Annotated in this window: 16 protein-coding genes; 4 read left to right on the top strand and 12 right to left on the bottom strand. The window is 66.9% G+C overall.

The genetic code is table 11. The annotated features are described in order from the left end of the window. Window positions 1-5 precede the first annotated feature (5 nt). From araD to QNJ67_05430, 4 genes are all read right to left on the bottom strand, one after another. Window positions 6-1,736, bottom strand: coding sequence for an L-arabinonate dehydratase (araD, locus tag QNJ67_05445; protein MDJ0608400.1), 1,731 nt, complete (start codon window positions 1,734-1,736; stop codon window positions 6-8). A gap of 129 nt (window positions 1,737-1,865) precedes the next feature. Further along, window positions 1,866-3,947 carry a TRAP transporter large permease subunit gene (locus QNJ67_05440; protein ID MDJ0608399.1) on the bottom strand — a complete coding sequence of 694 codons (2,082 nt, stop codon included), beginning with the start codon at window positions 3,945-3,947 and terminating at the stop codon, window positions 1,866-1,868. 89 nt (window positions 3,948-4,036) lie between these two features. Then, the gene (locus QNJ67_05435; protein MDJ0608398.1) at window positions 4,037-5,071 is read right to left on the bottom strand and encodes a TRAP transporter substrate-binding protein; all 1,035 of its coding nucleotides are present in this window, start codon (window positions 5,069-5,071) and stop codon (window positions 4,037-4,039) included. A 178-nt stretch (window positions 5,072-5,249) separates the two neighbouring features. Further along, window positions 5,250-6,017: a DUF4410 domain-containing protein gene (locus QNJ67_05430; GenBank protein MDJ0608397.1), complete on the bottom strand. Its 768-nt coding sequence runs from the start codon at window positions 6,015-6,017 to the stop codon at window positions 5,250-5,252. 325 nt (window positions 6,018-6,342) lie between these two features. On the opposite strand from QNJ67_05430, the gene QNJ67_05425 reads away from it, so the two are divergent. Further along, window positions 6,343-6,870: a hypothetical protein gene (locus QNJ67_05425; protein MDJ0608396.1), complete on the top strand. Its 528-nt coding sequence runs from the start codon at window positions 6,343-6,345 to the stop codon at window positions 6,868-6,870. A gap of 163 nt (window positions 6,871-7,033) precedes the next feature. Here QNJ67_05425 and QNJ67_05420 read toward each other — a convergent pair whose 3' ends face one another. After that, on the bottom strand, window positions 7,034-7,894 hold the full coding sequence (locus QNJ67_05420; GenBank protein MDJ0608395.1) for an amino acid ABC transporter substrate-binding protein: 861 nt from the start codon (window positions 7,892-7,894) through the stop codon (window positions 7,034-7,036). Window positions 7,895-8,183: 289 nt separating this feature from the next. On the opposite strand from QNJ67_05420, the gene QNJ67_05415 reads away from it, so the two are divergent. The 3 genes from QNJ67_05415 (at window position 8,184) to QNJ67_05405 (ending at window position 14,634) form a co-directional block, all read left to right on the top strand. Continuing rightward, complete coding sequence (locus tag QNJ67_05415; protein MDJ0608394.1) at window positions 8,184-8,612, top strand: hypothetical protein; 429 nt, start codon at window positions 8,184-8,186, stop codon at window positions 8,610-8,612. Between the two features lie 7 nt (window positions 8,613-8,619). Next, the gene (locus QNJ67_05410) at window positions 8,620-12,699 is read left to right on the top strand and encodes an AsmA family protein (GenBank protein MDJ0608393.1); all 4,080 of its coding nucleotides are present in this window, start codon (window positions 8,620-8,622) and stop codon (window positions 12,697-12,699) included. A gap of 393 nt (window positions 12,700-13,092) precedes the next feature. Further along, entirely contained in the window at window positions 13,093-14,634 is a 1,542-nt protein-coding gene (locus tag QNJ67_05405) for a right-handed parallel beta-helix repeat-containing protein (protein ID MDJ0608392.1), read from the top strand. 179 nt (window positions 14,635-14,813) lie between these two features. Here the strand turns inward: QNJ67_05405 and QNJ67_05400 are convergent, their stop codons facing one another. The 7 genes from QNJ67_05400 to QNJ67_05370 all read right to left on the bottom strand — a co-directional run bounded on the left by QNJ67_05400 (window position 14,814) and on the right by QNJ67_05370 (window position 23,641). Continuing rightward, window positions 14,814-15,569, bottom strand: a complete 756-nt coding sequence (locus tag QNJ67_05400) for a dienelactone hydrolase family protein (protein MDJ0608391.1) — start codon at window positions 15,567-15,569, stop codon at window positions 14,814-14,816. A 140-nt stretch (window positions 15,570-15,709) separates the two neighbouring features. After that, the gene (locus QNJ67_05395) at window positions 15,710-16,342 is read right to left on the bottom strand and encodes a DUF1826 domain-containing protein (GenBank protein ID MDJ0608390.1); all 633 of its coding nucleotides are present in this window, start codon (window positions 16,340-16,342) and stop codon (window positions 15,710-15,712) included. 23 nt (window positions 16,343-16,365) lie between these two features. Continuing rightward, the gene (locus tag QNJ67_05390; protein ID MDJ0608389.1) at window positions 16,366-16,605 is read right to left on the bottom strand and encodes a hypothetical protein; all 240 of its coding nucleotides are present in this window, start codon (window positions 16,603-16,605) and stop codon (window positions 16,366-16,368) included. 27 nt (window positions 16,606-16,632) lie between these two features. Further along, the gene (locus QNJ67_05385; protein MDJ0608388.1) at window positions 16,633-17,793 is read right to left on the bottom strand and encodes a methyltransferase; all 1,161 of its coding nucleotides are present in this window, start codon (window positions 17,791-17,793) and stop codon (window positions 16,633-16,635) included. 198 nt (window positions 17,794-17,991) lie between these two features. After that, window positions 17,992-20,772: a formate dehydrogenase subunit alpha gene (gene fdhF, locus QNJ67_05380; protein MDJ0608387.1), complete on the bottom strand. Its 2,781-nt coding sequence runs from the start codon at window positions 20,770-20,772 to the stop codon at window positions 17,992-17,994. A 3-nt stretch (window positions 20,773-20,775) separates the two neighbouring features. Continuing rightward, entirely contained in the window at window positions 20,776-22,482 is a 1,707-nt protein-coding gene (locus QNJ67_05375; GenBank protein ID MDJ0608386.1) for an NAD(P)H-dependent oxidoreductase subunit E, read from the bottom strand. A gap of 271 nt (window positions 22,483-22,753) precedes the next feature. Further along, window positions 22,754-23,641, bottom strand: a complete 888-nt coding sequence (locus QNJ67_05370; protein MDJ0608385.1) for a LysR family transcriptional regulator — start codon at window positions 23,639-23,641, stop codon at window positions 22,754-22,756. Window positions 23,642-23,691 lie beyond the last annotated feature (50 nt).

Raw genomic sequence — 23,691 nt, 5'->3', positions numbered from 1 at the left:
GCTTCCTAAAAGATGTCGGGCTCGCCCACGGCGGCGCCGAACTGGGTTTCCAGGTAGTCGAAGTCGCAGCCCTCGTGGGCCTGCTTGATGTGGCGCGAGAACATCCAGCCGAAGCCGCGCTCGAACTTGGGCGGCGGCGGCGTCCAGCGAGCGCGTCGCGCCGCCAGCTCCTCGTCGCTGACCAGCATGTCGAGGCGGCGGTTCGGGATGTCGACGCGGACAGTGTCGCCGGCCTGGATCAGGGCGAGCGGCCCGCCGACATGGGCTTCCGGCGAGACGTGGAGCACGCAGGCGCCGTAGCTCGTGCCGCTCATGCGCGCGTCGGAAATGCGCAGCATGTCGCGCACGCCCTGCTTCAATAGCTTCTTGGGGATCGGCAGCATGCCCCACTCCGGCATGCCCGGCCCGCCCTGGGGACCGGCGCCGCGGAACACCATGACGTGGTCCGGCGTGACATCGAGGGTCTCGTCGTCGGCGGCAGCCCGCATCTCGGGATAGCTGTCGAACACCAGGGCCGGCCCCTCGTGCCTGGTGAATTTCGGGTCACAGGCCGAGGGCTTGATGACGCAGCCCTCGGGCGCCAGGTTGCCGCGCAGGAGGGCGAGCGAGCCCTCGTGGTAGACCGGGTCGTTCAGGCTGCGGATCACGTCGTCGTTGTAGACCTCGGCGCCCTCCAGGTTCTCGGCCAGGGTCCGGCCGGTCACCGTAATCGCGCCCAGCTTCAGCTTGCCGCCCAGGCGGGACATCAGGCCGCGCAGACCGCCGGCATAGAAGAAGTCCTCCATCAGGTAGGTGTCGCCGCTCGGCCGCACATTGGCGATCACCGGCACCTCGCGCGAGGCGGAGTCCATCTGGTCGAGCGTCAGGTCGACGCCGGCGCGCCTGGCCATGGCGATCAGGTGGATGACCGCGTTGGTCGAGCAGCCGAGCGACATGGCGACGGTCACGGCGTTGTCGACGGCGGCCCGCGTGATCACCTTGTCGGGCGTCAGGTCCTCCCAGACGATCTCGACCGCCCGGCGCCCGCAGGCCGCGGCCATGCGGATGTGGTTGGCGTCGGCCGCCGGGATCGAGCTCGCCCCCGAAAGGGTCAGGCCGAGCGCCTCGGCGATCGCGGTCATGGTCGAGGCCGTGCCCATGGTCATGCAGTGGCCGTGGGAGCGGGCGATGCCGGCCTCGACCCCGAACCACTCCTCGGCCGTGATCGTGCCGGCGCGCCGTTCCGCCCAGTACTTCCAGCCGTCAGAGCCGCTGCCTAGGGTGCCGCCCTTGTAGTTGCCGCGCAGCATGGGGCCGGCCGGCAGGTAGACGAAGGGCAGGCCGGCACTGACCGCGCCCATGACCAGGCCGGGCGTGGTCTTGTCGCAGCCGCCCATCAGGACCGCGCCGTCGACCGGATGGGAGCGCAGCAACTCCTCGGTCTCCATGGCCAGCAGGTTGCGGTAGAGCATGGTGGTCGGCTTGACGAAGTTCTCCGAGAGCGAGAGCGCCGGCAGCTCGATCGGGAAGCCGCCGGCCTGGAACACGCCGCGCTTGACGTCCTCGACCCGCTGCTTGAAGTGGGCGTGGCAGGGGTTGATGTCGGACCAGGTGTTGATCAGCGCGATGACCGGCTTGCCCTCCCAGTCGGCGGGGCCGTAGCCCATCTGCATGGTGCGCGAGCGGTGGCCGGAGGAGCGCAGGTCGTCGGGCGCGTACCAGCGGGCGGATCTGAGGTCCTCGTACTTCCTGGTCATTAGGTGAACCCCGTCGCGAGCGCGAACATCAGCCAGACCACGCCGAAGCCCACGGCCATGCCGACGATCCAGGGCCAGGGGCCGTAGGTATCGTCCTTGGTTCTTTCCGGTGCCTTCAGGGTCCCTCTCCTATCCGCTGAGCGCCTTGGGCAGGAAGAGCGCGATCTCCGGGAAGAACATCACCAGAAGCAGGCCGATCACCTGGAGCACGATGAAGGGCAGGACGGCGATGAAGATCTCCTGCAGGGTGATGTCCGGCGGCGCGACCGACTTCAGCCAGAAGCAGGCGGGCCCGAATGGCGGCGAGAGGAAGTAGATCTGGATGTTCATCACGAAGAGCACGCCGAACCAGATCGCGGCCCAGGCCGGGTCGAGGCCGAGCTCGGGCGCCAGGTCGACGATCACCGGGGCGAAGACCGGCACGGTGATGAAGACGATGGCGATCCACTCCATGAAGGTGCCGAGCACGACCAGGATCGCCATCATGACGAAGATCACGCCGAAGGCCGGCAGGCCGAGCCCGGTGAAGAGGCTGCGCATGAAGTCGGCGCCGCCGATCAGGTTGTAGATGCCGACGAAGGAGACCGCTCCCAGGATCAGCCAGATGATCGTCCCGACCGTGTTCATGGTCCCGGCCAGCGCGGTCTGCAGCAGGCCCCAGTTGAAGCGGTTGCGCACGGCGGCCACGGCGATCGCGCCGAACACGCCGACGCCGGCCGCCTCGGTCACCGAGGCGATGCCGGCATAGATCGAGCCGAGCACGCAGGCGATCAGCAGGATGCAGAGCGCCACCGCCGTCTTGCGGTGGCCCGAGAGGTTGGTCGACCCGCCGCTCATCTCGGCGACCTCGGCCGCGGTCGGCGCCAGCGAGGGATTGAGGTAGCAGCGGATCAGCACGAAGCTGGCGTAGAAGCTGGCCAGCATCAGCCCCGGCACGGCGCCGGCGAGGAAGAGGTCGCCGATCGCCACGTCGGCCGAGAGGCCGTAGACGATCATCACGATCGACGGCGGGATCAGCGTGGCGAGTGCCCCCGAGGCACAGATCACGCCGACCGTCAGCTTGCGGTCGTAACCGAGGCGCAGCATCTGCGGCAGGGCGACCAGGCCGAGCATGACGATCTCGCCGCCCATGACCCCCGACATGGCCGCCAGCACGACGGCGACGGCCACGGTCTGCACGGCCACGCCGCCGCGCAGGTTGCCGGCGAAGATCGACATGGCGTCGAACAGGTCCTCGGCGATGCCCGCCCGCTCCAGGATCGAGGCCATGAGCACGAAGAGCGGCACCGCCACCAAGGGATACTTCTCGAGCAGTCCGAAGGCGTTGGTCGAGACCAGGTAGAGCCCCTTGGGGCCGAAGAAGAGGACCGCGCAGATCACCGAGACGATCAGGGTGACGATGCCGAGCGGCATGCCGGTCATCATCAGGAGCACGAGGGCGGCGACGATGATGATGGTGACGGTGCCGGTGCCGACGGCGCGGGCGTCGATCACCCGGGTCGGGTCGAGCGCCTCGCCGATGCCGACGAAGAAGAGGTCGAGGCCGCCGCCGAGGCTGTCCTCGCCGAAATAGTGCGCGGCGACCACCGAGAGGATGCGCAGCGCGATGAACAGGCTGACCAGGACCACGCAGGTCTTCAAGAGGCGGTTCTCGAAGTGGCGGTGCAGGTTGACCAGGAGCTGGGCCAGGTAGAGCGCGGCGCCGACCACCAGCACCGTCTTGAGCAGCATGGGCTGTGGCGAGTTGAAGCCGCTGCCGGCCCGCTCGATGATATCGATCGAGGAGAGGGCGTGGCTGGTCGCGTCGGCGATCAGCAGGAAGAGCGCGACCACCCCGACCGTCATGGCGAAGAGGTCGAGGATCCAGCGGGTCCGGTCGCGCGCCAGGACGTAGAAGACCGTGATCCCGATATGGCTCTGCTTCAGGGTGACGTAGCCGGCCGAGATCATCCAGGCCGAGGCGCAGAGCACCATGACCACCTCGAAGGCCCACTGGGTTGGCGCATTGAAGACGTAGCGGGCGACCACCTCGTAGAGCGTGACCGCCGCGCAGAGGATGTAGAACTGGGCGACCGCCAGCCCGGAAAAGTGGCTTAGATGGTCGACGATGTTGTAGCGCGACCGCTCGACCGCTTTATGGGTGTGATCCTGCAGGACCTCGTCGACCGCGTCGGCGATGTTTCCGGCCGGTTCGCTGGTTGTGGTGGCCATCGCGTCCCTCTAGGGCCTTGGACGATTACGGCACGCTCCCGGCGAAGGCGAGCGGCGGCGCCCCGCCGGGCGCCGCCGTGCCGGGTAGGCTACTGCAGGAGACCGTAGGCCCGCATGAACTTGACGTGAGACTCGTAGGCTTCCTTGGCCAAGGGCGACTGCTCGGCGAAGTCCTTCCAGGCGCCTTCGGCGATCGCGCGGAACTTGTCGCGCTCCTCCTGGTTCCAGTCGACCACTTCTTTGACCGGGCCCTCGCCCGCGCGGTGCTTGGCCGCCAGGATACGGTCCTGCATATCGGCGTGACGGCGCAAGTCGGTGTAGGCCGCGATGTACCAGGTCTCGAGGATGGTCCGCTCGGCGTCGCTCAGCTTGTCCCAGGTGCTCTTGTTCACGATGAACTGCAGCACCGCCTGGCTGTGGATGCCGGGATAGATCGGATAGTGGGCGATCTTGTGCATGCCCTTGGAATCGTTGTTCACGTAGGCGCTGGCGTCGGCCGCGTCGACGATCCCCTTCTCCAGGGAGGTGTAGACCTCGGAGAACGGCAGGGCGACCGGCGCGGCGCCGACCCGCTTGAAGACCTCGGCGGCCAGGCCCTCGGGCGAGCGGATCTTCACACCCTTCAAGCCGTCGACGCCGGTGATCTTCTTCTTGGAGACCAGGGCCTCGCGCGCGTAGGGCCCGCAGCCGATCACGTGGACCCGGCCCTTGGTGTACTTGTCGTAGGCCTTCTGCAGGATCTCCTTGCCGCCGCCGTTCATGCACCACATCTGGACCTGGTCCGGATTGTCGTAGCCGGCGATCAGGTCGCCGATGATGGCGAAGACCGGGTCGCGGCCGGAGAAGTAGGAGACCGCGTTGAGGTCGCCGTCGAGGATTCCGGCGCCGACCGCGTCGATGGTCTCTCGGTGCGGCACGACCGACTTGGTAGGCATCAACTGCAGCTTCAGCGAGCCGCCGGACATGGCCTCGACCTTGGGCGCCCACTTCTCGGTCAGGTACTTGAAGGTGAAATCGCCGGCGCTTTGACTGGTCTGGAGCTTCAGGGTCCTGGCCTGGGCGCCGGCCGCGAGCGCGCAGGCGAGAATGCCGAACGATACGGCGATCAGAGACTTCCGCAACATGACTGCAACCTCCCGTATGGCTTTTGTTGTTCGCTATCCCGATTCATAGCCCAAGGAGCGAAAAAAGAACACGGGGGGGCGCGCACGACAATCAAGATCGGGCGAGAACAGGGGGTGGCGGGCAAGAGGGGCGCCCCGGATCAGCCCGCCCCCGAGGCCGCGCCCCGCCGGACTGAGGTCAGATCCAGCCTTGCCGCTTGAAGAACCTGCCCAGCTCGGCGGCCAACTCCTTGCCGGTGCGCTGGGTGTCGGACAGGACATCGGGTCCGACCGCTTCCGAGACGACCGTGGCCGTACCGCCGATGATGACGCTGCGCTTCATCTGACCGGTCGCGCCGCCGATCCCGAGGGGCATGATGAAGCCGGGCTTGGAGCCGCTCGTGCCGACCACCTCGAACTGCTTGATCTGCTCCTCTCCCTCCGGCGTGGCGTAGCGGACCTGGCTCCGGGTGACCACTTTGGTCCGCCCGGCGCCGAAGCCGACCAGCATCCGCGCCGCGGCACTGCCTTCGTCGACCGAGATAAACTGCCCTTGGATCAAGAGCGCGGTGCCCTCCGCCCCGGCCAGCTTGCCGGCCGGCTCGGTCGGGATGCCGAAGGCGCCGATCTCCTCGACCAGGACGGCCTGGAGCACATCGGAGATCGACTTGCCGAACTCGACCTGCTCCGGTGTCAAGGCCGGCTGGCCCGCGGCGTCACCAGCGGTCCCTTGGCCTGTCCCCTGGCCCGCGGCCCCGCCCTGGCCGGGCGCGTAGGCGAAGCCGTAGACCACGACGCGGTCCGGCTTTGCCAGCGTCTCGCCCTTGTAGGCCTCAAGCTTCGTGACGTTGGCCGAGGCGCAGCCGGCGAGGAGAGCGGCGGCCAGCAGCGCCGCGATGCTGCCGGCCAAGTGCCGGGCCATCGCCCGTTCGGCTACGGACCGCCTGTCGAAACTGAAGGTGTCCATGCCGCTCGGCTCCTCTCTCCTCAAGATCCCAGCTCTTGCGCGACGCCGTCCCGGCGGTGGGCACGCCGTCGAAGGGTTCCCCTCATTCTGCAGGTTGATGACCCGCTGCGGCAACGTCTTGATCGCCGGGTCGACGCCGCTCGCCGTCCTGCGGCAAGGGTAGAGAAGAGGGCCGCTCGGGCGGGCAAGTCTTGGCAACCCCTAGTGCGCTTCGACTAATAATCATATCGAATTTGTGACAATCTCAAGAATCGGCTTGGGCGATGATTAATTTCCGGTTAATCTTCCACCAGGGACAGCTAAAATTTCAAATGGAGTCAGGGCTATGCGTTACTTTCTAGCGGTTTTACTTCTGGTCTTTCCCCTCGCGTCGGCTTCCGCTCAGTCGGCCGGGAACGTGACCAAGGAGCTGATCGGCTACAATAAGATCGCGGTCAACTTCTCCGCGAACGCCGCCAGGTGCAATCTCACGGACGCGTCTGTCCTCGAGAAGCATCTGGTCGAGAAGCTTGACGAGATCGGCCTCAAGCAGACCGACGAAAGCCAGTCTGTGGTCATCCTCAACGTCGCCGGCACGACCCTGGGTCTGCTCGGCGCCCAATGCTCGACCTATACGGGCCTGCAGATCCAAACCCGCCTGCGGGGGGATCAGGTCACCACCGACAACCCGCGCGTCCGGGCTGCGCTCGACCGCCTGGTCGAGATCCCGATCCTGCTGTGGAGCCATGGGGCCTTCTCCGTGACCACGTTGCCGCAGCCGTCGGCCGGTGGCCCGAGCCTCGCGGCCTACGATGCCGTCAAGAGCAACCTGAGCGTTATCATCGCGCGCTTGAAGGAGCAGCGGAACGAGTAGTCTTCTAGTATCGGGCGGCGCGGCGGAGGGCAGGTAGCCGGCCGGGCGTCGCCAAGGGTTGCAACCAAACGGGGTGCCCCTCGCTGGGAGGGACACCCCGTTTCGCGTCTAGAGGGGCTCACGGCTCAGATTGACTCAATCTGAGCCGATCTTCTTTCGCTGCCTACTCCGGCGTAGAGTTCAGCTGATAGAGCGCCTTGAGAACCCGAGGCGGGTTCTGCGCGACCCGCCCGAACCAGCGCTTGTAGATCTGGGCGATCCGGCCGCTGCGGTTCAGCTCAGAGAGCGCCCGGTTGGCGACCAGCTGGAAGTCCGCGTCGCCCCGCGCCGTCGCGAGCGCGAAGGGCTCGAAGGAGAAGAGCTCTTCGGACAGGAAGAAGATCTTGGGGTCCTTGCTCGTGATGATCTGGCCGATCAGCACCACCTGGTCCGACGAGAAGGCATCGACCTCGGCCTTCTCCAGCGAAGCTATGCCCTCGCTCGCCGAGGCGACCGGAACGACTTCGGCGTCGACCAGGGAGCTCTCCAACGCGCCCTTCAAGGCTTGGATGGTCGTGGTGTTGTCGACGACGGCGACCCGCTTGCCCTTGAGGCCCATGATCCCCGGGACCGGTTCGGCGCTGAGGCTCATCAGGGAGGCCCCGGTGACGAAGGTCAGCTGGGTGAAGCCGACCCGCTCGGCGCGGCCTAGGGTCTTGGTCGTCGCGCCGCACAGAAGGTCGATCTTGCCGGACTCGATCGCGGAGAAGCGGGTCTCGGCCGTGACCGGGACGTAGTTGACGGTGATGTCCGGACGGTCCAGCTGCCGCTTCACTGCCACCGCGACGTAGTTGCAGAGGTCGATCGAATAGCCGATCGGCTTGCCCTCCTTGTCGAGGAACGACATGGGCGGCTCCGCCTCGCGGAAGCCCAGGTTGATCTTCCCGGTATCGCTGATCCGCTTGAGCGTGCCGCTGAGGTCGGCGGCAGCCGCCGCCGACAAGGGCGCGCAGGCCAGAACCACCCCCACGATGAGGTTACGCATAACTCTTCTCCCTGTTTCAGTGCCCAGCCCGGGGCCAGCCCTTCGGCCATCGCCCCGGGCCCTAATCCTCTGTCTGTTAAGGATTTCCCCGGGCCAAGCCCGGGATCTTCCCCTGTTCCCTGTTCGAACGCGCCAGAGGGTAATGCAACCGAACCGTGAAGGCGAGTCCGGCCTGGGGAAGCTCTGTTTGGGGACTTCTGGGCGGTGGTCAGCGGCGAGATCCGGCTCTAAGATCGCGGGCGCGCGGCGCGGGCGCCGCCGGGGATTTCGAATGTGGGGACGGGGACCGATGAGCGAGTCTTGGCAGTATCAGTTGCGGGTCGATCTGACCGACGCTGGCGCCGAGATCGCCCGGCGCGACCCCGCCGACCCGTCTCTGGCGCCCCTGCCGGCAGTCCTCGGCCGCCACGACGCCGTCCTGAAGTGCCAGTACGACGCCTTCGCGGACTATGTCGCCGAGGCCGAGCGGCACGGTGTTGACGGCTATCCGCTCTACGAGTGGACCAAGGCGACGATCGAGAATCCGGCCAAGAAGGCCAAGTATCTCAAGTCTTTCACGCTCTACGTCGGCGGCGATCAGGTCTACGAGCGGACGGCGGCCGAGGCGCTCGAGGCGGAGCTGCAGCCTCTGGTCGGCGGCGGCCTGATTACCCGCCTCGCCAAGCACGACACCAACCCGGCCAACAATCCTCAGCCACCGGCCCGATATCGCAGGTAGGATCGCCATGGAACAAAACACCCAAGCCCCCGGCGCCGGCGCCGGAACCCGCCCGGCCCGCGGCCCCTTCGGCGCCGTTCTCCGCTGGACGGGCATCGCCCTCGGCGGCACGCTGGCCACCCTCCTCGCCGTCGTGGTCGTCTTCGTCGCCTTCGGCATCACCGTCGATCTCTCGGGCCTGCGGCCCCGCATAGAGGCCGCTGCCTCAACCGCGCTCGACCGGCGCGTCCTGCTCGAGGGCCCCATCCAGCTGGTCCCGACGCTTCAGCCGACCCTGCAGGTGGAGGGCATCCGCGTCGGCAACCTGCCCGAATGGCCCGAGGCGGACTTCGCGACGCTGGCGCTCGGGCGCGCGCAACTCGCGGTCCTGCCGCTGCTGCGGGGCGACGTTGAGATCGTGGAGATCACGGTAGAGGGCGTGAGGCTCAACCTGGTGACCAACGCCGAAGGCCAGCCGAACTGGCTGCCGACGGACGCGGGCGAGCGGGCCGAAGCGGCGCCCGATCCCGAGCCCGAGCCGGCGGCCGAGCCGGAAGCCGCGCGCTCGCCCACCCTGCGCTTCATCGAGCTGAAAGAACTGTCGCTGACCGATATCGAGGTGACCCACAGGAACGAGGCGATCGACCGCACCGTGGCGCTGAGGCTCGACACGATCACCGGGGCCGCCGAGGACGCCAAGCCGATGAACCTCGCGCTCAAGGGCTCGCTGCAGGACGTGCCCTACGAGGCGACCGTGACCGCCGGCAGCCTCGAGACCCTGGTGGGCGGCGGAGCACCCTGGGCGCTGGACTTCGCGGCCGACGCCGCGGGCACCAGCCTGACCCTTGCCGGAGAGATCGCCGAGCCCCTGCGCGGCCAAGGGCTGGCGCTCGATTTCGCCCTCACCGGGCCCGAGATGAGCGAGCTCGAGGCGATCCTCGGCACGGCCCTGCCGCCGGTTCGGTCGATCGAGATCAAGGGCCGCATCGAGGATTCCGAGGGCGCCTACCGTATCACCGGCCTCGAGGGCGTGCTGGGCGGCACGGATTTTTCCGGTGCCCTCGAGCTCGATACCTCGGGCCTCCGCCCGCGCGCGACCGGCAGGCTGGAGGTGCCCCGCCTAGACGCCGGTCCCCTTGCAGCCGCCGTCGCGGCGGCGGAAGAAGCCCAAGCAGCCCGCGGGCAGGAGGCGGAGGCGGAAACGCCAGCGGCGGACGAGGCGGGCGCGGCCCTCGATCCCGACGAACCGATCCTGACGCTCGACGCGCTGGAAGCCTTCGAGGCCGACTTCATCTTGGCCATTGGAGAGGTCGTCAACTCGCAGTTTGCGATCAGCGACGCGTCGCTCCAAGTCCGTGTCGCCGAGGGCGCGCTGACCGGACCAATAGGGGCGACCGTCGCCGAGGTGCCCTTCAAGGGCGAATTGCGGCTCGAGCCCCGGGACGGCGAACCAGCCGCCAGCGTGACCCTCTCGGCCACGGGCAGCGATATCGGGCAGTTGCTCTCGCTGATGGCCAGCGTCGAGGGCGTCGAGGGCGCGTTCCAGAGCGCCGACCTCTCGTTCTCGGCGCGGGGCGAAACGCTGCGCTCTCTGGTCAAGACCGCCGAGCTGCGCTTCGCCATCGCCGGAGCCGCCCTGTCCTACGGCAACAAGCCCGGCGAAGAGCCCATCGAGTTCACGCTGGAGAGCTTCGAGATGGACTTCCCGGCGGCGGCCGAGTCGCGCATCGCCGCCAAGGGCACACTCCTGAAGGAGCCCTTCTCCCTGGAGATCGGCGGCGGAACCTTCGTCGAGAACTACGTCCAGCGCGACTGGCCGCTCGATCTGAGTGCCTCGGGCGGCGGCGCCGAGCTCCGCGTCACCGGCCGCGCCTCGCGCGACCCCGAGCGCGCCGGGGCAGGCATCGAGTTTTCCCTGGCCGGCGAGCGCATCGGCGGCCTGTCGCGCTGGATCGGCATCGCGCCCGAGGCCGATCTGGCCTACGCCCTGCGCGGCAGCGTCTCCCTGGCGCCCGGCCGGCTCGGCGCCCGGATCGACGAAGGGCGGATCGGCGAGACGACCCTCGCCGGCGACCTGGGGATCAGGGACGAGGACGGCAGCCGGATTTCCGTTCTCGCCCTCAAAGTCGGCAACGTCGACCTCCGGCAGCTGGCCGGCCTGGCGCCGCCGAAGCCCGAGACGCCGGAGCCGGAAGCGGAAGGCGAGGCCTTCACCATCGACGTCCCGATCCTGCCCCAGGGCCTCGAGCTGGCCGACTCCGACATCGATATCGCCGTCGAGCGGATCAGGATGGACCCGAGCGACGTTACCGACCTGGCCTTCTCGGCCCGGATCAGGAACGGGCGGGTCGAAGAGGCCCCCCTTCGCGCGGTCCTGGCCGGAGCCGTCATCGAGGGCAACGCCTCGACCGACCTGCGGGGCGAGGTGCCGAGCATCAACCTGGCGCTGCTCTCCAAGGACCTCGACGTCGGCGGCCTTCTGGCGCAGCTCGGTGTCGCCGAAGGGCTGGAGATGACCGCCGGCCGCTTCGATATGGAGCTCGCCCTGCGCGGCGCCACCGCCCGCAGCATGATGAAGGCCTCCAGCTTCTCGTCCACCATCACGGACGGTCTGCTCACGCTGCGCGACCCCAACACCCAGGGCAGCCTCGACATCGAGGTTCCGGAGGGCCGGATCGAGGCCCCCGTGGACCGGCCGATCGCGCTGACGCTCGACGGCCGCATCCAGGAGACGCCGATCGCCATCACCATCGAGACCGACAGCCTGGCGAGCTTCGCCGAGCCCAAGGACAAGCTGGGCGCCACGCTGAACGCCAAGATCCTCAACGCCGAGCTGACCTTCTCCGGCTCGGCGCCGCTGCCGGTCGACAAGCAGAATCTCGACTTCGCGCTCGACATCACCGGCGACCGCTTCAGCGACTTCAACCAGCTGCTCGACGTCTCGCTGCCATCCTGGGGCCCCTACAAGCTGGCCGGCGCCTTCGGCAGCCAGAACACCGGCTACTACATCAAGGACCTCGAGCTCGGCGTCGGCAGCAGCGCGCTGACCGGCGCGCTCGACCTCGACACCACCGGGGCCAAGCCGCGCCTGACCGCCAGCTTCACGGCGCCCAGCGTGCAGCTCGACGATTTCCGCGACCCCGACCGGGGCGAGGCCGACGCGAAAGTGGCCGAAGCGGAAACTTCCAGCGAGACGGCCGAGGCCGAGGCGGGGACAGTCTCCGAAACCGACGAAAGCGGGCGCAAGCTGCTGTCGCCGGAGGTCTTGGGCAGCCTCGACGGCACCTTGGCGGTCAGCGTCGAGCAGGTGTCCTCGGGCCAGGACGCCCTGGGCAGCGGCGTGCTGAAGGCGGAGCTGAAGGACGGCCGCTTTGCGGTCGAGCCGCTCACCCTCGAGGTGCCGGGCGGCAAGGTCGACATCGGCTTCGCCGTCGAACCGAGCGAGAGCGGCGTCGCGCTCGAGGCTCGGGCCGCGATCGACCGGCTCGACTACGGCCTACTGGCCCGCCGCATCGACCCGGAATCGGACACCGGCGGCCGGATCAGCGTCGACGTCGACCTGAAGACCCGGGGGAAGTCGCTCTCGGAGATCATGGGCGGCGCCAACGGGCATATCAACTTCGCGGTTTGGCCGAAGGATCTTGAGGCCGGCATCTTCGACCTCTGGGCGGTCAATCTCTTCACCGCGATCATGCCGTCGCTCGACTCCGAGGCCTCGGTGGTCAACTGCCTGGTCGCCCGCTTCACCCTGGAGGACGGGATCATGCGGCCCGACGCGCTGCTGATCGACAGCTCGCGGATCCAGGCCTCGGGCGACGGCAAGATCGACTTCGTGAACAACACCATCGACTTCGGCGCCTCGCCGAGATCGAAGCGCCCGCAGCTCTTCAGCGCCCAGACGCCGATCGCGGTCAAGGGCCGCCTGGAGGACTTCCAGGTCGGGCTGCCCCGAGGCGCCCTGGCGGGCACCGTCGTGCGCATGATCACCAGCCCGGTGGTCGTGCCGTTCCAGTGGGTCTTCACGTCGAACGAACCGCCCGACGGCAAGATCGCCTGCGCCAAGGCCTGGGGCGGGCCGACGCCGTTCGACGACACCGGGACCGAGTGATCCGGTTCAGACCGGCACCCTCGCCGGCCTGTTCGGCCCACTGGTTTGATGAATCCTAGACGCCGGATTCGTGCGGACGCGTGCAGGGGTATCCCCAAAGCGGGTCATTTTCTGACGGATCGCCTCGGGCGATTCGGTCAAACGCGGATCATGTTCCGGCCTGCAGGTTGCACCCAGCTGATTTCCTACGCGCCAAGACAGCAATCGTGCGCCCATACGCTCTTGGATCCGGAAATCGCCTTGCTCCGGTTGTGGTTTTTCTCACAATGGGCGTGTTCACCCAGCAATAAGGTTCGGTGGACTCAAGAAAGGGATCCCGGCCAGGGGAGGGATTGGCCGGCGATCTAAACCGGCGAAGTGCAAGCAACTTTCGCCTTCACTCAAGGAGGCACTATGAGGGTCTTTAATTCCATTCTGGCTTCAACGCTGGCCGTGGCCGGCTTCTGGTACGTCGTTCCGGTGCCGACCGCCGCCGCGCAGACGGCGACGGATCTGGACTGCGTCGGCTGTGTCGGCACCAAAGAGTTGGCCAACGAATCGATCGGGAACCAAAAACTGCAGAACTTCTCGATCGGCGACCGCAAGCTGAAAGACGGGGCGATCGGCCAGAACAAGATCAAGGACGACGCCATTGGCCAGAAGAAGATCAAGAACAGGGCGATCGGATCGCTCAAGCTGAAGCTCGGCGCGGTCGCCACCGAAAACATCCAGGACGGCGCGGTCACCCAGTCAAAGTTGTCTCCCGAGGTCCAGGCTCTCCTCGGTGGTGGCAGCGGCGGCGGTGGCGTCGTCCCGGTGAATTGCGCGGTCGATGATCTTCAGGCCGTACTGGACAACGCAGCACAAGGCAGCACGCTCTTTCTGAGCGGCACCTGCGTCGGCGCCTTCACCGTCGCCACCGACGGCATCACGCTGAGCGGCAACGAAGCGGCTGTTGCCTGCAACCCGGACAACCCCAGCCTCTCCGCCGGCGCGACCATCGACGGCTCGGTCACGGTGCGGAGCGTCAGCGCGACCTTGGAGCACCTGATCGTGACCGGCGCCGGCAACGGCGTCCACGTGCACGAACGGGCCACCGCGACGCTGCGCTGCAACGCGATTCAGAACAACGTTGACTCGGGCCTCCTGGTCACCGCCACGTCCCACGCCGATATCGCCGACAGCGTGGTCAGCGGCAACGACATCGGCATCGACGTCATCGGCAACGCCTCCGCGGTGATCTTCAATGTCGACGTCGTCGACAACGAGGACAGCGGCGTCATCGCCGAGGGCAGTTCCGCGCTCGTCATCGACGACTCGGAGATCGACGGCAACGACGGAAACGGCATCGAGGTCGCATTGGCGTCAACGGCCGAGATCACGGACACGACCATCAATGGCAACCTCGGCGCGGGCGTGGACGTGGCCAATGCCTCCAGCGCCGTCATCGGCGACGAAGACGGCGCAAGCGGCGAAGACGTTCTCATTACGAACAACGGTGAGGGCATGCGGCTGCGCGTCGGGGCCTCCGCTCAGCTGGTCAACACGACGGTGTCCGGCAACGGCGGCTTCTCGGCGATCAACGTGCAAGACAGCCAGCTCGAATTGGCGGAAGTGGCGACGATCAGCCACCCCGACAACTCGGCGGGGAGCAACGACTACGCCATCTTCGCCATCAACGGCAGCATCTCCGCCTTTTCGTCCCCGGGCCTGCCGGTACCGAGCGTCACGGGCCCGAACGGGAGCGGCGACGCTGCAATAGTCATGTTCGGGTTCACGCTACTTCAGTCCCAGACCGCCACGATCAGCGCGGGCGGCGGGGCCGGCACCGTGGCCCTGGAGCTGCACAACAAGTCCATCGCCCAGAGGTTCGGCGGAACCGTTACCGGCCCGATTGTCTGTTTCGGAAGCTTCGTCGAGACCTTCGGGCTCGCGGCCTGCAGCACGCCGCCCTGATCCTCTGCTGGTAACTGCAAGGTGAGGTACGGGCCCTGTCTGCGCGACGGGGCTCCACCCCTCACTTTGCGCGCCCATTTTCTGCTACCAGCCTTCCCACCTCTAGCGAGCACCGGGGCTTCGTTTCCGACAAAGCGGTCGGAGTTGCGTCGCCACAGCAGGATCGGGGGCAGCCCTCGTTAGAGTGTCTGGTCCTTCAGGAAACGCGTAAAGGCTTCCCAACTCTTCTTGTCCGCGTCCTCGCGGTAGCGTTGCGAGCCGAACACCGTGAAGGCATGGGGCGCCCCGGAATAGGTCACCATTTCATGCTGCACGTTGGCGTCTTCTAGCCGCTTCGCGAGATCCGCGAAGTCGTCCATCGAGATCGCGGCGTCGGCGGTCCCGTGCAGGACCATGATCGGCGCTTTCACGTCCGCATAGTTCTGTCCGTCCGGCGTGCCGAGCCCGCCGTGGAAGGAGGCAAACCCCGAAATCGGGGCGCCGGATCGCGCCAACTCGAGCACCGCGGCGCCGCCGAAGCAGTATCCCATGGCGACCGTTTCGGACCCGCCGAGGCCGAGGGCTTTCGCCTTGTCGAGGCCGCCTTGCATCAAGCGGCGCATCTTGGCCCGGTCCTTGTAGAGCTCACCGGTGTGCTGACGCTTGTCCGTCACCTCGGTGGGCCTCACGCCCTTGCCGAACAGGTCGACCGCGAAGACCGAATAACCAAGGTCGTGCAGCATGCCGGCACGGCGCTTTTCGTAATCGGTCAGTCCGTCCCAGTCGTGGATCAAGAGCACCAGCGGTGCGGTGCCATTGCCGACGTAGTATCCTTCGTAAGACTGCCCATCGACCTGGTAGACGACGTCCTTGCCCCCCATGGCGGCCGCCCCGGCGCTCCACGAAGCGATGCAGCCTGCGATCGCCATTGCAGCAACGTGCTTGGTTGTTCTCATTGCGTCAGTGCTCCATGAATTATCCCTCAACGCCCTACGAAGTCAGGCGGATGTTGGATCTCATGGCGTCTGGGTAGGTGTCCCGTCAGACAGGCACCGCCGATCTGCCACGCCCCGACTGTGGCCTTAGCGACACGCGTTCAGGACTGGGTCCAGGGGTCCGGAGACGTACTCGTTCGCTGGTTGAGACAGAGCAGCAGTCGTGTGGTGCCGGTGCCGGCGATCGGCGGTGATCGGTGGACGATCCCACTGTTCGAGCCGGCCCGGCTTCCCTTGAACATCGCAACATCATGGTCCCCGAGGCGCTCCAACGGACCCTTGAAGCTCTTCTGTTCGACTATGGCTCGCTCGGCGTGTGCCATCCGAACCCACTCCGTCGCGGGTCCGCGATAGGTCGTCAAGAGCCGCGCCTCCACGGTGTCGCGATGAAACTTCCAGCAGGCGTCGTGGCTGACGCGTTCGAGCCGGACATCGACCTGGTGGCTGCGGGTAATCTCGGCGAACACGCTGACCAGGTGACCGATGTCCGCGACCAGAAGGTCGCGCATGTCGCCTCCAGGCAGGCCACACTCGTCCAGCAGCGGCTCGAGAGCAGGCCGAAGGTCGCCGGGCTCCACGAGAATGCGGATCTCGGGAAGATCCCTTGCGTCGGCCTGGTCGATCCAATCCCGCAGACGCGGAGGAAGCGAACGCTGCCAGATCACGAGCTCCGTGGCGGGCTCACGAATGGCGGCGAGGCCATCCCTCGTTCTGCAGGTCCTAACGCCGTTCACCAAAGTGGCGGCCTCTTGCGGTTTCACATGTTATCTAATGATATAACATACCATTTTTTAGTGTCTTTCGCGAAGGCGTGCCCAAATTTGACGCCCTTGCCGGTGAAGTCCGCCAGATCGACCTCGGCGATCTGTGCAATCATTTGCCACGGTCGCCCACTTCTCCTGTTGAAGCGGTAGCTGATCACCGGCCCGTTGGTTGTGCCGTTCCAGTGGGCCTTATCGGAGCACGAGCCGGCCGACGGCAAGGTCGCCTGCGCCAAGGCCTGGGGCGGAGCGGGCCGCGAGAGTTAGAAGATGGGCTGTGGCACGTCCCCATAGTAGGTCGTATCGGTCGTCGTTAGATTGCTCAGCGCGCCCGTCTGCAGATTCAAATCCACGATCAGGACGGGGGTCATCTTGGCGCTCATGTCCATGATCTCAGCTAAAGGAACGAACCGATTTCCGGGCTTGTCGATCTTGGAGAGAACGATCTTTACATCGTCGGATTCCGTACCCCACAAGAAGCCCTTCAAGGATGATCTGTTTCTGAAATTGCTGATGATCTCCGCCTCATGATGTTCATTGATGGACACGAACTTTCCCAGCATTCCGTAGTTTTTCGGCATTATATGGGCCGTGAAACTCACGTTTCCCTGCATGTCCAAGGCGTTTCTCACCCCGTTGTCAGCTATGGCCTTGGTGACCGCGTCGCGAAGATAGGCTTCGTCATGCGGGAAGATGGATATCGCCAGTATCCTTTGGTCGGGCAGTTCCGCTAGGGAGATGTTCGCGATTGAAAGGTTCCTCAGGCCTATCGCGCCGGCGAAGGCAACGAGGACAATCGACAGAACCGCCATCACCTGGGCCCATTTTCGACTCGGGACCCATCCGAACAGCAAATTGAACAGCCTGCCACCGGGATTGCCGGGAAGGAACATGGCCGTTCTTCGCATGTAGGCCATGTATTCGGGATACTGCGCCTGCATCCGGCGCTCCTCGAACTTGGCCAGATAGAAATAGAACACACTCATCATCAGAAACAGGATCAGCATCATCATTCGAGGCCAGATGAAGAGCAACCCAAACGCGGAAAGCATGAAGAACAGGTATTGCGGGTGCCTTATGTACGCATAGATGAAGCCGCTCACCATGCCTTTGCGTGTAATCTTGCCCCAGTACACCGGCGCGGCGGATACAAGGAACCCGGCCAGCCCGACGTAGAACAGGTACTCCCCATAACGTATGAACTCGATGAACGAACTGTTCGTCGCGTACACCGACTGGGGCAGGAAGAACGCGGCAACCCATGCCGTCCATTCGCTCTGGCGCGCTCCCGCCAAGAAGGGGTCGTAAAAGGAATACAACAGAATGCCGAAGGGGGAGGCCATAAGGATGCCCTCCAGCATGATCAGCCAGTAAAGAAAAATAGCTGTTCCCGAAGCCAGTTGCTTCTGAACTGAAGTCGACATTGACTCAATCCGCAGCGGGACCGACCAGACGTCCTAGGATCCCATGTGCCTGAAGTCTCCGCGCTGACTCATGTCAACTTGGCGCGTGACAAGTGGCTGCGCCCGCTCCAATCCGAAAATCGGCGCTAGCTAGCCAGTCAGTCGTAGATCGAGGCAATCGCCGGTTAACGCGCGATTGCACCGGCTGAGGACACGCCCCTACTCCGCCGCGACCACGTCTTCGCCGGCCTTCTCGACGCGGCAGGCCGCGAACTTGAACTCGGGGATCTTGCCGTAGGGGTCGAGCTGCGGGTTGGTCAGCACGTTGGCCGCCGCCTCGACGTAGGCGAAGGGCACGAAGACCATGTCCTCGGCGACCGCGCGGTCGGCGCGGGCCATGATCTCGATCGACCCGCGGCGGGTCTCGATCCGCAGAAGCTCGCCCGGCTCGATACCCAGCCGGCGCAGGGTCTTGGGGTGCAGCGAGGCGTTCGCCTCGGGCTCGGCCCAGTCGAGCACGCTCGCCCGCCGGGTCATCGAACCGGTGTGCCAGTGCTCGAGCTGGCGCCCCGTGGTCAGGATCATCGGATACTCGGGGTCCGGCGTCTCGGCCGGCGGCACGATCGCGGCGGGGGTGAACTTGGCCCGGCCCTCGGGCCGCGGGAAGGCGTCACCGAACACGATGGCCTGGCCCGGGTCGTCCGGCGCGAGCGAGGGATAGGTCACCACGTTCTCGGCCACGAGCCGGTCCCAGGTGATGTTGTCGAGCGACTTCATCGAGCGCTTCATCTCGGCGAAGACCTCGCTCGGGTGGCTATAGTCCCAGTCGAGCCCGACGCGCTTGGCGATCTCGTTGGTGATCCACCAGTCTTCCCTGGCCTCGCCCGGCGGCGGCACCGCCGGACGGCCCATCTGGACCTGGCGGTTGGTGTTGGTCACGGTGCCGGTTTTCTCGGCCCAGGCGGTCGCCGGCAGAATCACGTCGGCGTAGTTCGCCGTCTCGGTCAGGAAGATATCCTGGACCACCAGGTGTCCCAGCTTCTCCAGGGCGTGGCGCGCGTGCTCCACGTCGGGGTCGGACATGGCCGGGTTCTCGCCCAGAATGTACATGCCCCTGATCTTGCCTTCGTGGACCGCGTCCATGATCTCGACCACGGTGAGGCCCGGCTGGGGATCGATCTCGCTGCCCCAGATATCGCGGAACAGCTCGCGCACCGGCCCCTGGGCGACCGGCTGGTAGTCCGGCAGCACCATGGGGATGAGGCCGGCGTCGGAGGCGCCCTGGACGTTGTTCTGGCCCCTGAGCGGGTGCAGGCCCGCGCCCGGACGGCCGACGTGGCCGCACATCAGGGCCAGGCTGATCAGGCAGCGCGAGTTGTCGGTGCCGTGGACGTGCTGGCTGATGCCCATGCCCCAGAAGATCAGCCCCGCCTCGGCCCGGGCGAAGGTCCGGGCGACCTCGCGCAGTGTGTCGGCGTCGATCCCGCAGATCTCGGCCATCTTCTCGGGCGGAAAGCCTGCAAGGTGCGTCTTCAGCGTGTCGAAGCCCTCGGTCATCGCCTGGATGTACTGTTCGTCGTAGAGCTCCTCCTCGACGATCACGTGCATGATCGCGTTGAGCATCGCCACGTCGGTGCCAGGTCGGAACTGCAGCATGTGGGTCGCGTGGCGCTTCAGACCCTGGCCGCGCGGGTCCATGACGATCAGCTTGCCGCCGCGCTTCACGAACTGCTTGAAGTAGGTCGCGGCGACGGGATGGTTCTCGGTCGGATTGCATCCGATCATGATCGCCACGTCGGCGTTCTCGATCTCGTTGAAGGTCGCGGTCACCGCGCCCGAGCCGACGTTCTCCATCAGCGCCGCCACCGAGGAGGCGTGGCACAGCCGTGTGCAGTGGTCCACGTTGTTGTGCCCGAAGCCTTGGCGGATCAGCTTCTGGAACAGGTAGGCCTCCTCGTTGGAGCACTTGGCCGAGCCGAAGCCGGCGACGGCGCGGCCGCCGTGCTGGTCGCGCAGCCGGGCGAGGCCGCCGGCCGCGGCGTCGAGCGCCTCCTCCCAGGTCGCCTCGCGGAAGTGGCTGCGCCAATGGGCCGGATCGACGTTCAGGCCCTTGGCCGGCGCGTCCTCGCGGCGGATCAGCGGCTTGGTCAAGCGGTGCGGATGGGCGACGTAGTCGAAGCCGAAGCGGCCCTTCACGCAGAGCCGGCTCTGGTTGGCCGGCCCCTCGATGCCGTCGACCCGGACGATCTCGTCGTCCTTGACCTTGTAGCTGATCTGGCAGCCGACGCCGCAGAACGGGCAGACGCTCTCGACTTCGCGGTCGTAGTCCCGCCGGTCGCCGCGCTGCGCATCGTCCAGCACCGTGGCCTCCATCAACGCGCCCGTCGGGCAGGCCTGCACGCACTCGCCACAGGCGACGCAGGTCGACCGGCCCATGGGATCGTCCATGTCGAACACGATCTGGGCGTCGTGGCCGCGGCCGGCCATGCCGATCACGTCGTTGACCTGGACCTCGCGGCAGGCGCGGACGCAGAGGTTGCAGTGAATGCAGGCGTCCAGGTTGACCTTCATGGCGAGGTGGGAATCGTCGAGCAGGGGAACGCGGTTCGGCTCTAGCTTGGGAAAGCGGCTGTCCGCGACGCCCTGGAGGTCGGCCATCTGCCAGAGGTGCGACGAGCGGTCGTGGGCCTCGGCGCGCTCGGGCTGGTCGGCGACCAGCATCTCCATGACCATCTTGCGCGCCTTGGCCGGACGCTCGCCCTGGGAATTCACCACCATGCCGTCGGCCGGCTCGCGGATGCAGGAGGCGGCCAGGGTCCGCTCGCCCTCGATCTCGACCATGCAGGCGCGACAGTTGCCGTCGGAGCGGTAGCCGGGCGCGTCCTTGTGGCAGAGGTGGGGGATCAGGGTGCCGGCCCGCTTGGCGACCTCCCAGATGGTCTCGCCAGGCGCCGCCTCGACCTCCTGGCCGTCCAGCGTGAAGGTGATGAGATCGGTCATGGCTCAGACCTCGTCCGGGAAGTGTTTCATGGTGAGGCGGATCGGGTTGGGCGCCGCCTGGCCGAGGCCGCAGATCGAGGCGTCGACCATCGCCGTCGAGAGCTCCTCGAGCAGCGGCTTGTCCCACTTCTCGGCCTGCATCAGCTTGACCGCCTTCTCGCAGCCGACCCGGCAAGGGGTGCACTGGCCGCAGCTCTCGTCCTCGAAGAAGCGCAGCATGTTGAGCGCCGCGTCCCGCGCCCTGTCCTTATCCGACAGCACGACCACCGCCGCCGAGCCGATGAAGCTGCCGTGGGGCTGCAGCGTGTCGAAGTCGAGCGGGATGTCGTTCATCGCGGCGGGCAGGATTCCGGCCGAGGGACCGCCCGGCTGGTAGGCCTTGAAGGCGTGGCCCTCCAGCATGCCGCCGGAGGCCTCGATCAGGTCGGTGATGGTCGAGCCGGCGGGCAGCAGGTAGACGCCCGGGCTCTTGACCCGGCCCGAGACCGAGTAGGAGCGCAGGCCCCTGCGGCCGTTCTTCTCGGTCGCGTTGAGGCACTCCGGGCCCTCGCGGCAGACCCGGGCGACCCAGTGGAGCGTCTCGACATTGTGCACCAGGGTCGGGCGATCGAAGATACCGACTTGCGCCACGTAGGGCGGCCGGTGCCGCGGCAGGCCACGCTTGCCCTCGATGCTCTCGATCATGGCGCTCTCTTCGCCGCAGATGTAGGCGCCGGCGCCGCGCCGCAGGTCGATGTGCCCCGGCGCCACGATGCCGGCGGCCTCGAGCGCGGCGATCTCGCGGCGCAGTAGCTCCAGCACGGCGGGATACTCGTCGCGCATGTAGATGAAGCAGGTCTCGGCCTCGACCGCCCAGCCGGCGATCAGCATGCCTTCGAGGAAGAGGTGCGGGGTGCGCTCCAGGTAGTAGCGGTCCTTGAAGGTGCCAGGCTCGCCCTCGTCGCCGTTGATGGCGAGGTACTTGGTGCCCTCGGCGGCGCGCACGAAGCCCCACTTGCGGCCCGAGGGGAAGCCGGCGCCGCCGAGGCCGCGCAGGCCCGAATCGAGCACCGACTGCTGGACCTCTTCCGGCGTCCTGGCGCCGCCGCGCAGCGCCTTCAGGGTCTCGTAGCCGCCCTCGGCAACGTAGGCCTCGAAGGCCTGGTAGTCGGGGATATGGGCGTGGGTGTCGCCCCCGGCGATGGCCTCGGCGACCTTCTCCGGCGTGGCGTGGTCGATGTGGTTGTGGCCGAGCTCCAGGGTCGGCGCGGTGTCGCAGCGGCCCATGCAGGGCGCACGCAGCACGCGGACCTCACCGCCGCCGTTGTAGGTCTTCGCCAGGTCCTTCAGCAGGTCCTGCGCCCCGGCCAGCTCGCACGACAGGGAGTCGCAGACCCGGATGGTCAGCGCAGGTGGAGCCGCCTCGCCCTCCTTCACAACGTCGAAGTGGGCATAGAAGGTGGCGACCTCGTAGACCTCGGCCTGGGCCAGGCGCATCTCCTCGGCCAGCGCCCGCAGGTGGGCCGCCGAGAGGCAGCCGTGGGCGTCCTGGATCAGGTGCAGGAACTCGATCAGGAGATCGCGCCGGCGCGGCCGCTCGCCCAGGAGCGCCAGCACCTCGGCCAGCGCCCGATCCTCGAGCTGCCGCCCCTTGGGCGTCGCGCGGCCCTTGCCGCGGCCGGATTTCCAGACACCGGGTCCATCGCCGGCGCCGCCGTCCAGAGGGCTCATCGCTCATCTCCTTCGCGTGGAGATCCCATCATCCGCCCGGGGCCTGCCGGGAGCAAATCGGAACTGCCGAAGACGCCTTCGGCTGAGGCTATTGCCCTAGCAGGGTGCCGAAATACGCCTGAGCCCTTGATCACGGTCATCCTTCGACACGCTCAGGATAAGGGTAAGTGCTTGAAACATTTTGCCCTCACCCGCGCGTAGCGCAAGTGCTCCGCACTCTTGTCGAAGGGTGATGGTTCCGACTGAGCACTTTGTCAGCAGCCTGCTAGGGCTATTGCCGAGCCGCCTTCATGCAGGACATCAGGGCCTCGACCGCCGGCAGGACCGGCTCCCGCTCGGAGATCACGACACCGATCGGCTTTTCCACCAGCGGCTCGACAAGTCTTAACCTCAGGACGTCGCTGGTCATGGCGATGCTGTCGGCCATGACTTCCGGGGCGATGGTCGCCGCCGTCCCGCTCGAGACCTGGACCAGGGCCGCGGTGAAGGCGTTGGTCTCCATCACCAGGTTGGGCTCGGCCCCGGCGGCCTGGAAGGCCTCGTCGATGAAGCGCCGGTTCAGCATGTTGCGGGTCAAGAGGCAGAGCGGGAAGCGCGCCGCCGCCCGCCATGAGATCTCGCCCTCCAGGTCCGGCGCCAGCGCCCGCGGCAGCAGCAGCTCGTAGCGTTCGGCATAGATCGCCTCGGACGCGCTGGCGGCCGGCAGGGTGCTCTCCAGGTAGGTCACCCCGGCGTCGAGCGAGAAGTCCTCCAGCCCCTGGGAGATCTCGGCCGAGGAGTGGGAGAAGACCTGGATGGTCAGCGCCGGGTGGGCCTTGCGCAGCTGGGCCGCGATGTTGGCGACGAAGGTCAAGGTGGTCGGCACCGCGCCGACCAGGAGCTGACCGGAGAGGACGCCCCGGGCGCGGTCGATCTCCTGGCGCAGACCGCGGGCGTCGGCGATCATCTGGTGCGCCCAGCGCAGCGCGATCTCGCCCTCCTGGGTGAAGCCCATGAAGCGGTTGCCGCGCTTGACGATCGGCGCCCCCAGGTCGAGCTCCAGGTTGCGGATCCGCTCCGAGAAGGCCGGCTGGGAGATGCCGCACTCGGCCGCCGCCCGGCCGAAGTGCCGGTTGCGCGCGAGCGCGGCCAAGAGCTCCATGTCCCTCAGGTCGGGCATCGGGGTCCTATAGGCGGGTCTGCCGGGGCGGCATCTTAGCGCCGTATCAT

Source organism: Kiloniellales bacterium, assembly GCA_030064845.1.
In the GTDB taxonomy this organism is placed as follows: Bacteria; Pseudomonadota; Alphaproteobacteria; order Kiloniellales; family JAKSDN01; genus JASJEC01.
The sequence above is the reverse complement of the archived record's forward strand: the minus strand, read 5'-3'. Positions and strand labels throughout refer to the sequence as shown.

What these genes read in the sequence shown, in the direction of transcription:
- araD (MDJ0608400.1), bottom strand. Translation starts at nt 1,736, where the DNA reads ATGACCAGGAAGTACGAGGACCTCAGATCCGCCCGCTGGTACGCGCCC.
- QNJ67_05440 (MDJ0608399.1), bottom strand. Translation starts at nt 3,947, where the DNA reads ATGGCCACCACAACCAGCGAACCGGCCGGAAACATCGCCGACGCGGTC.
- QNJ67_05435 (MDJ0608398.1), bottom strand. Translation starts at nt 5,071, where the DNA reads ATGTTGCGGAAGTCTCTGATCGCCGTATCGTTCGGCATTCTCGCCTGC.
- QNJ67_05430 (MDJ0608397.1), bottom strand. Translation starts at nt 6,017, where the DNA reads ATGGACACCTTCAGTTTCGACAGGCGGTCCGTAGCCGAACGGGCGATG.
- QNJ67_05425 (MDJ0608396.1), top strand. Translation starts at nt 6,343, where the DNA reads ATGCGTTACTTTCTAGCGGTTTTACTTCTGGTCTTTCCCCTCGCGTCG.
- QNJ67_05420 (MDJ0608395.1), bottom strand. Translation starts at nt 7,894, where the DNA reads ATGCGTAACCTCATCGTGGGGGTGGTTCTGGCCTGCGCGCCCTTGTCG.
- QNJ67_05415 (MDJ0608394.1), top strand. Translation starts at nt 8,184, where the DNA reads ATGAGCGAGTCTTGGCAGTATCAGTTGCGGGTCGATCTGACCGACGCT.
- QNJ67_05410 (MDJ0608393.1), top strand. Translation starts at nt 8,620, where the DNA reads ATGGAACAAAACACCCAAGCCCCCGGCGCCGGCGCCGGAACCCGCCCG.
- QNJ67_05405 (MDJ0608392.1), top strand. Translation starts at nt 13,093, where the DNA reads ATGAGGGTCTTTAATTCCATTCTGGCTTCAACGCTGGCCGTGGCCGGC.
- QNJ67_05400 (MDJ0608391.1), bottom strand. Translation starts at nt 15,569, where the DNA reads ATGAGAACAACCAAGCACGTTGCTGCAATGGCGATCGCAGGCTGCATC.
- QNJ67_05385 (MDJ0608388.1), bottom strand. Translation starts at nt 17,793, where the DNA reads ATGTCGACTTCAGTTCAGAAGCAACTGGCTTCGGGAACAGCTATTTTT.
- fdhF (MDJ0608387.1), bottom strand. Translation starts at nt 20,772, where the DNA reads ATGACCGATCTCATCACCTTCACGCTGGACGGCCAGGAGGTCGAGGCG.
- QNJ67_05375 (MDJ0608386.1), bottom strand. Translation starts at nt 22,482, where the DNA reads ATGAGCCCTCTGGACGGCGGCGCCGGCGATGGACCCGGTGTCTGGAAA.
- QNJ67_05370 (MDJ0608385.1), bottom strand. Translation starts at nt 23,641, where the DNA reads ATGCCCGACCTGAGGGACATGGAGCTCTTGGCCGCGCTCGCGCGCAAC.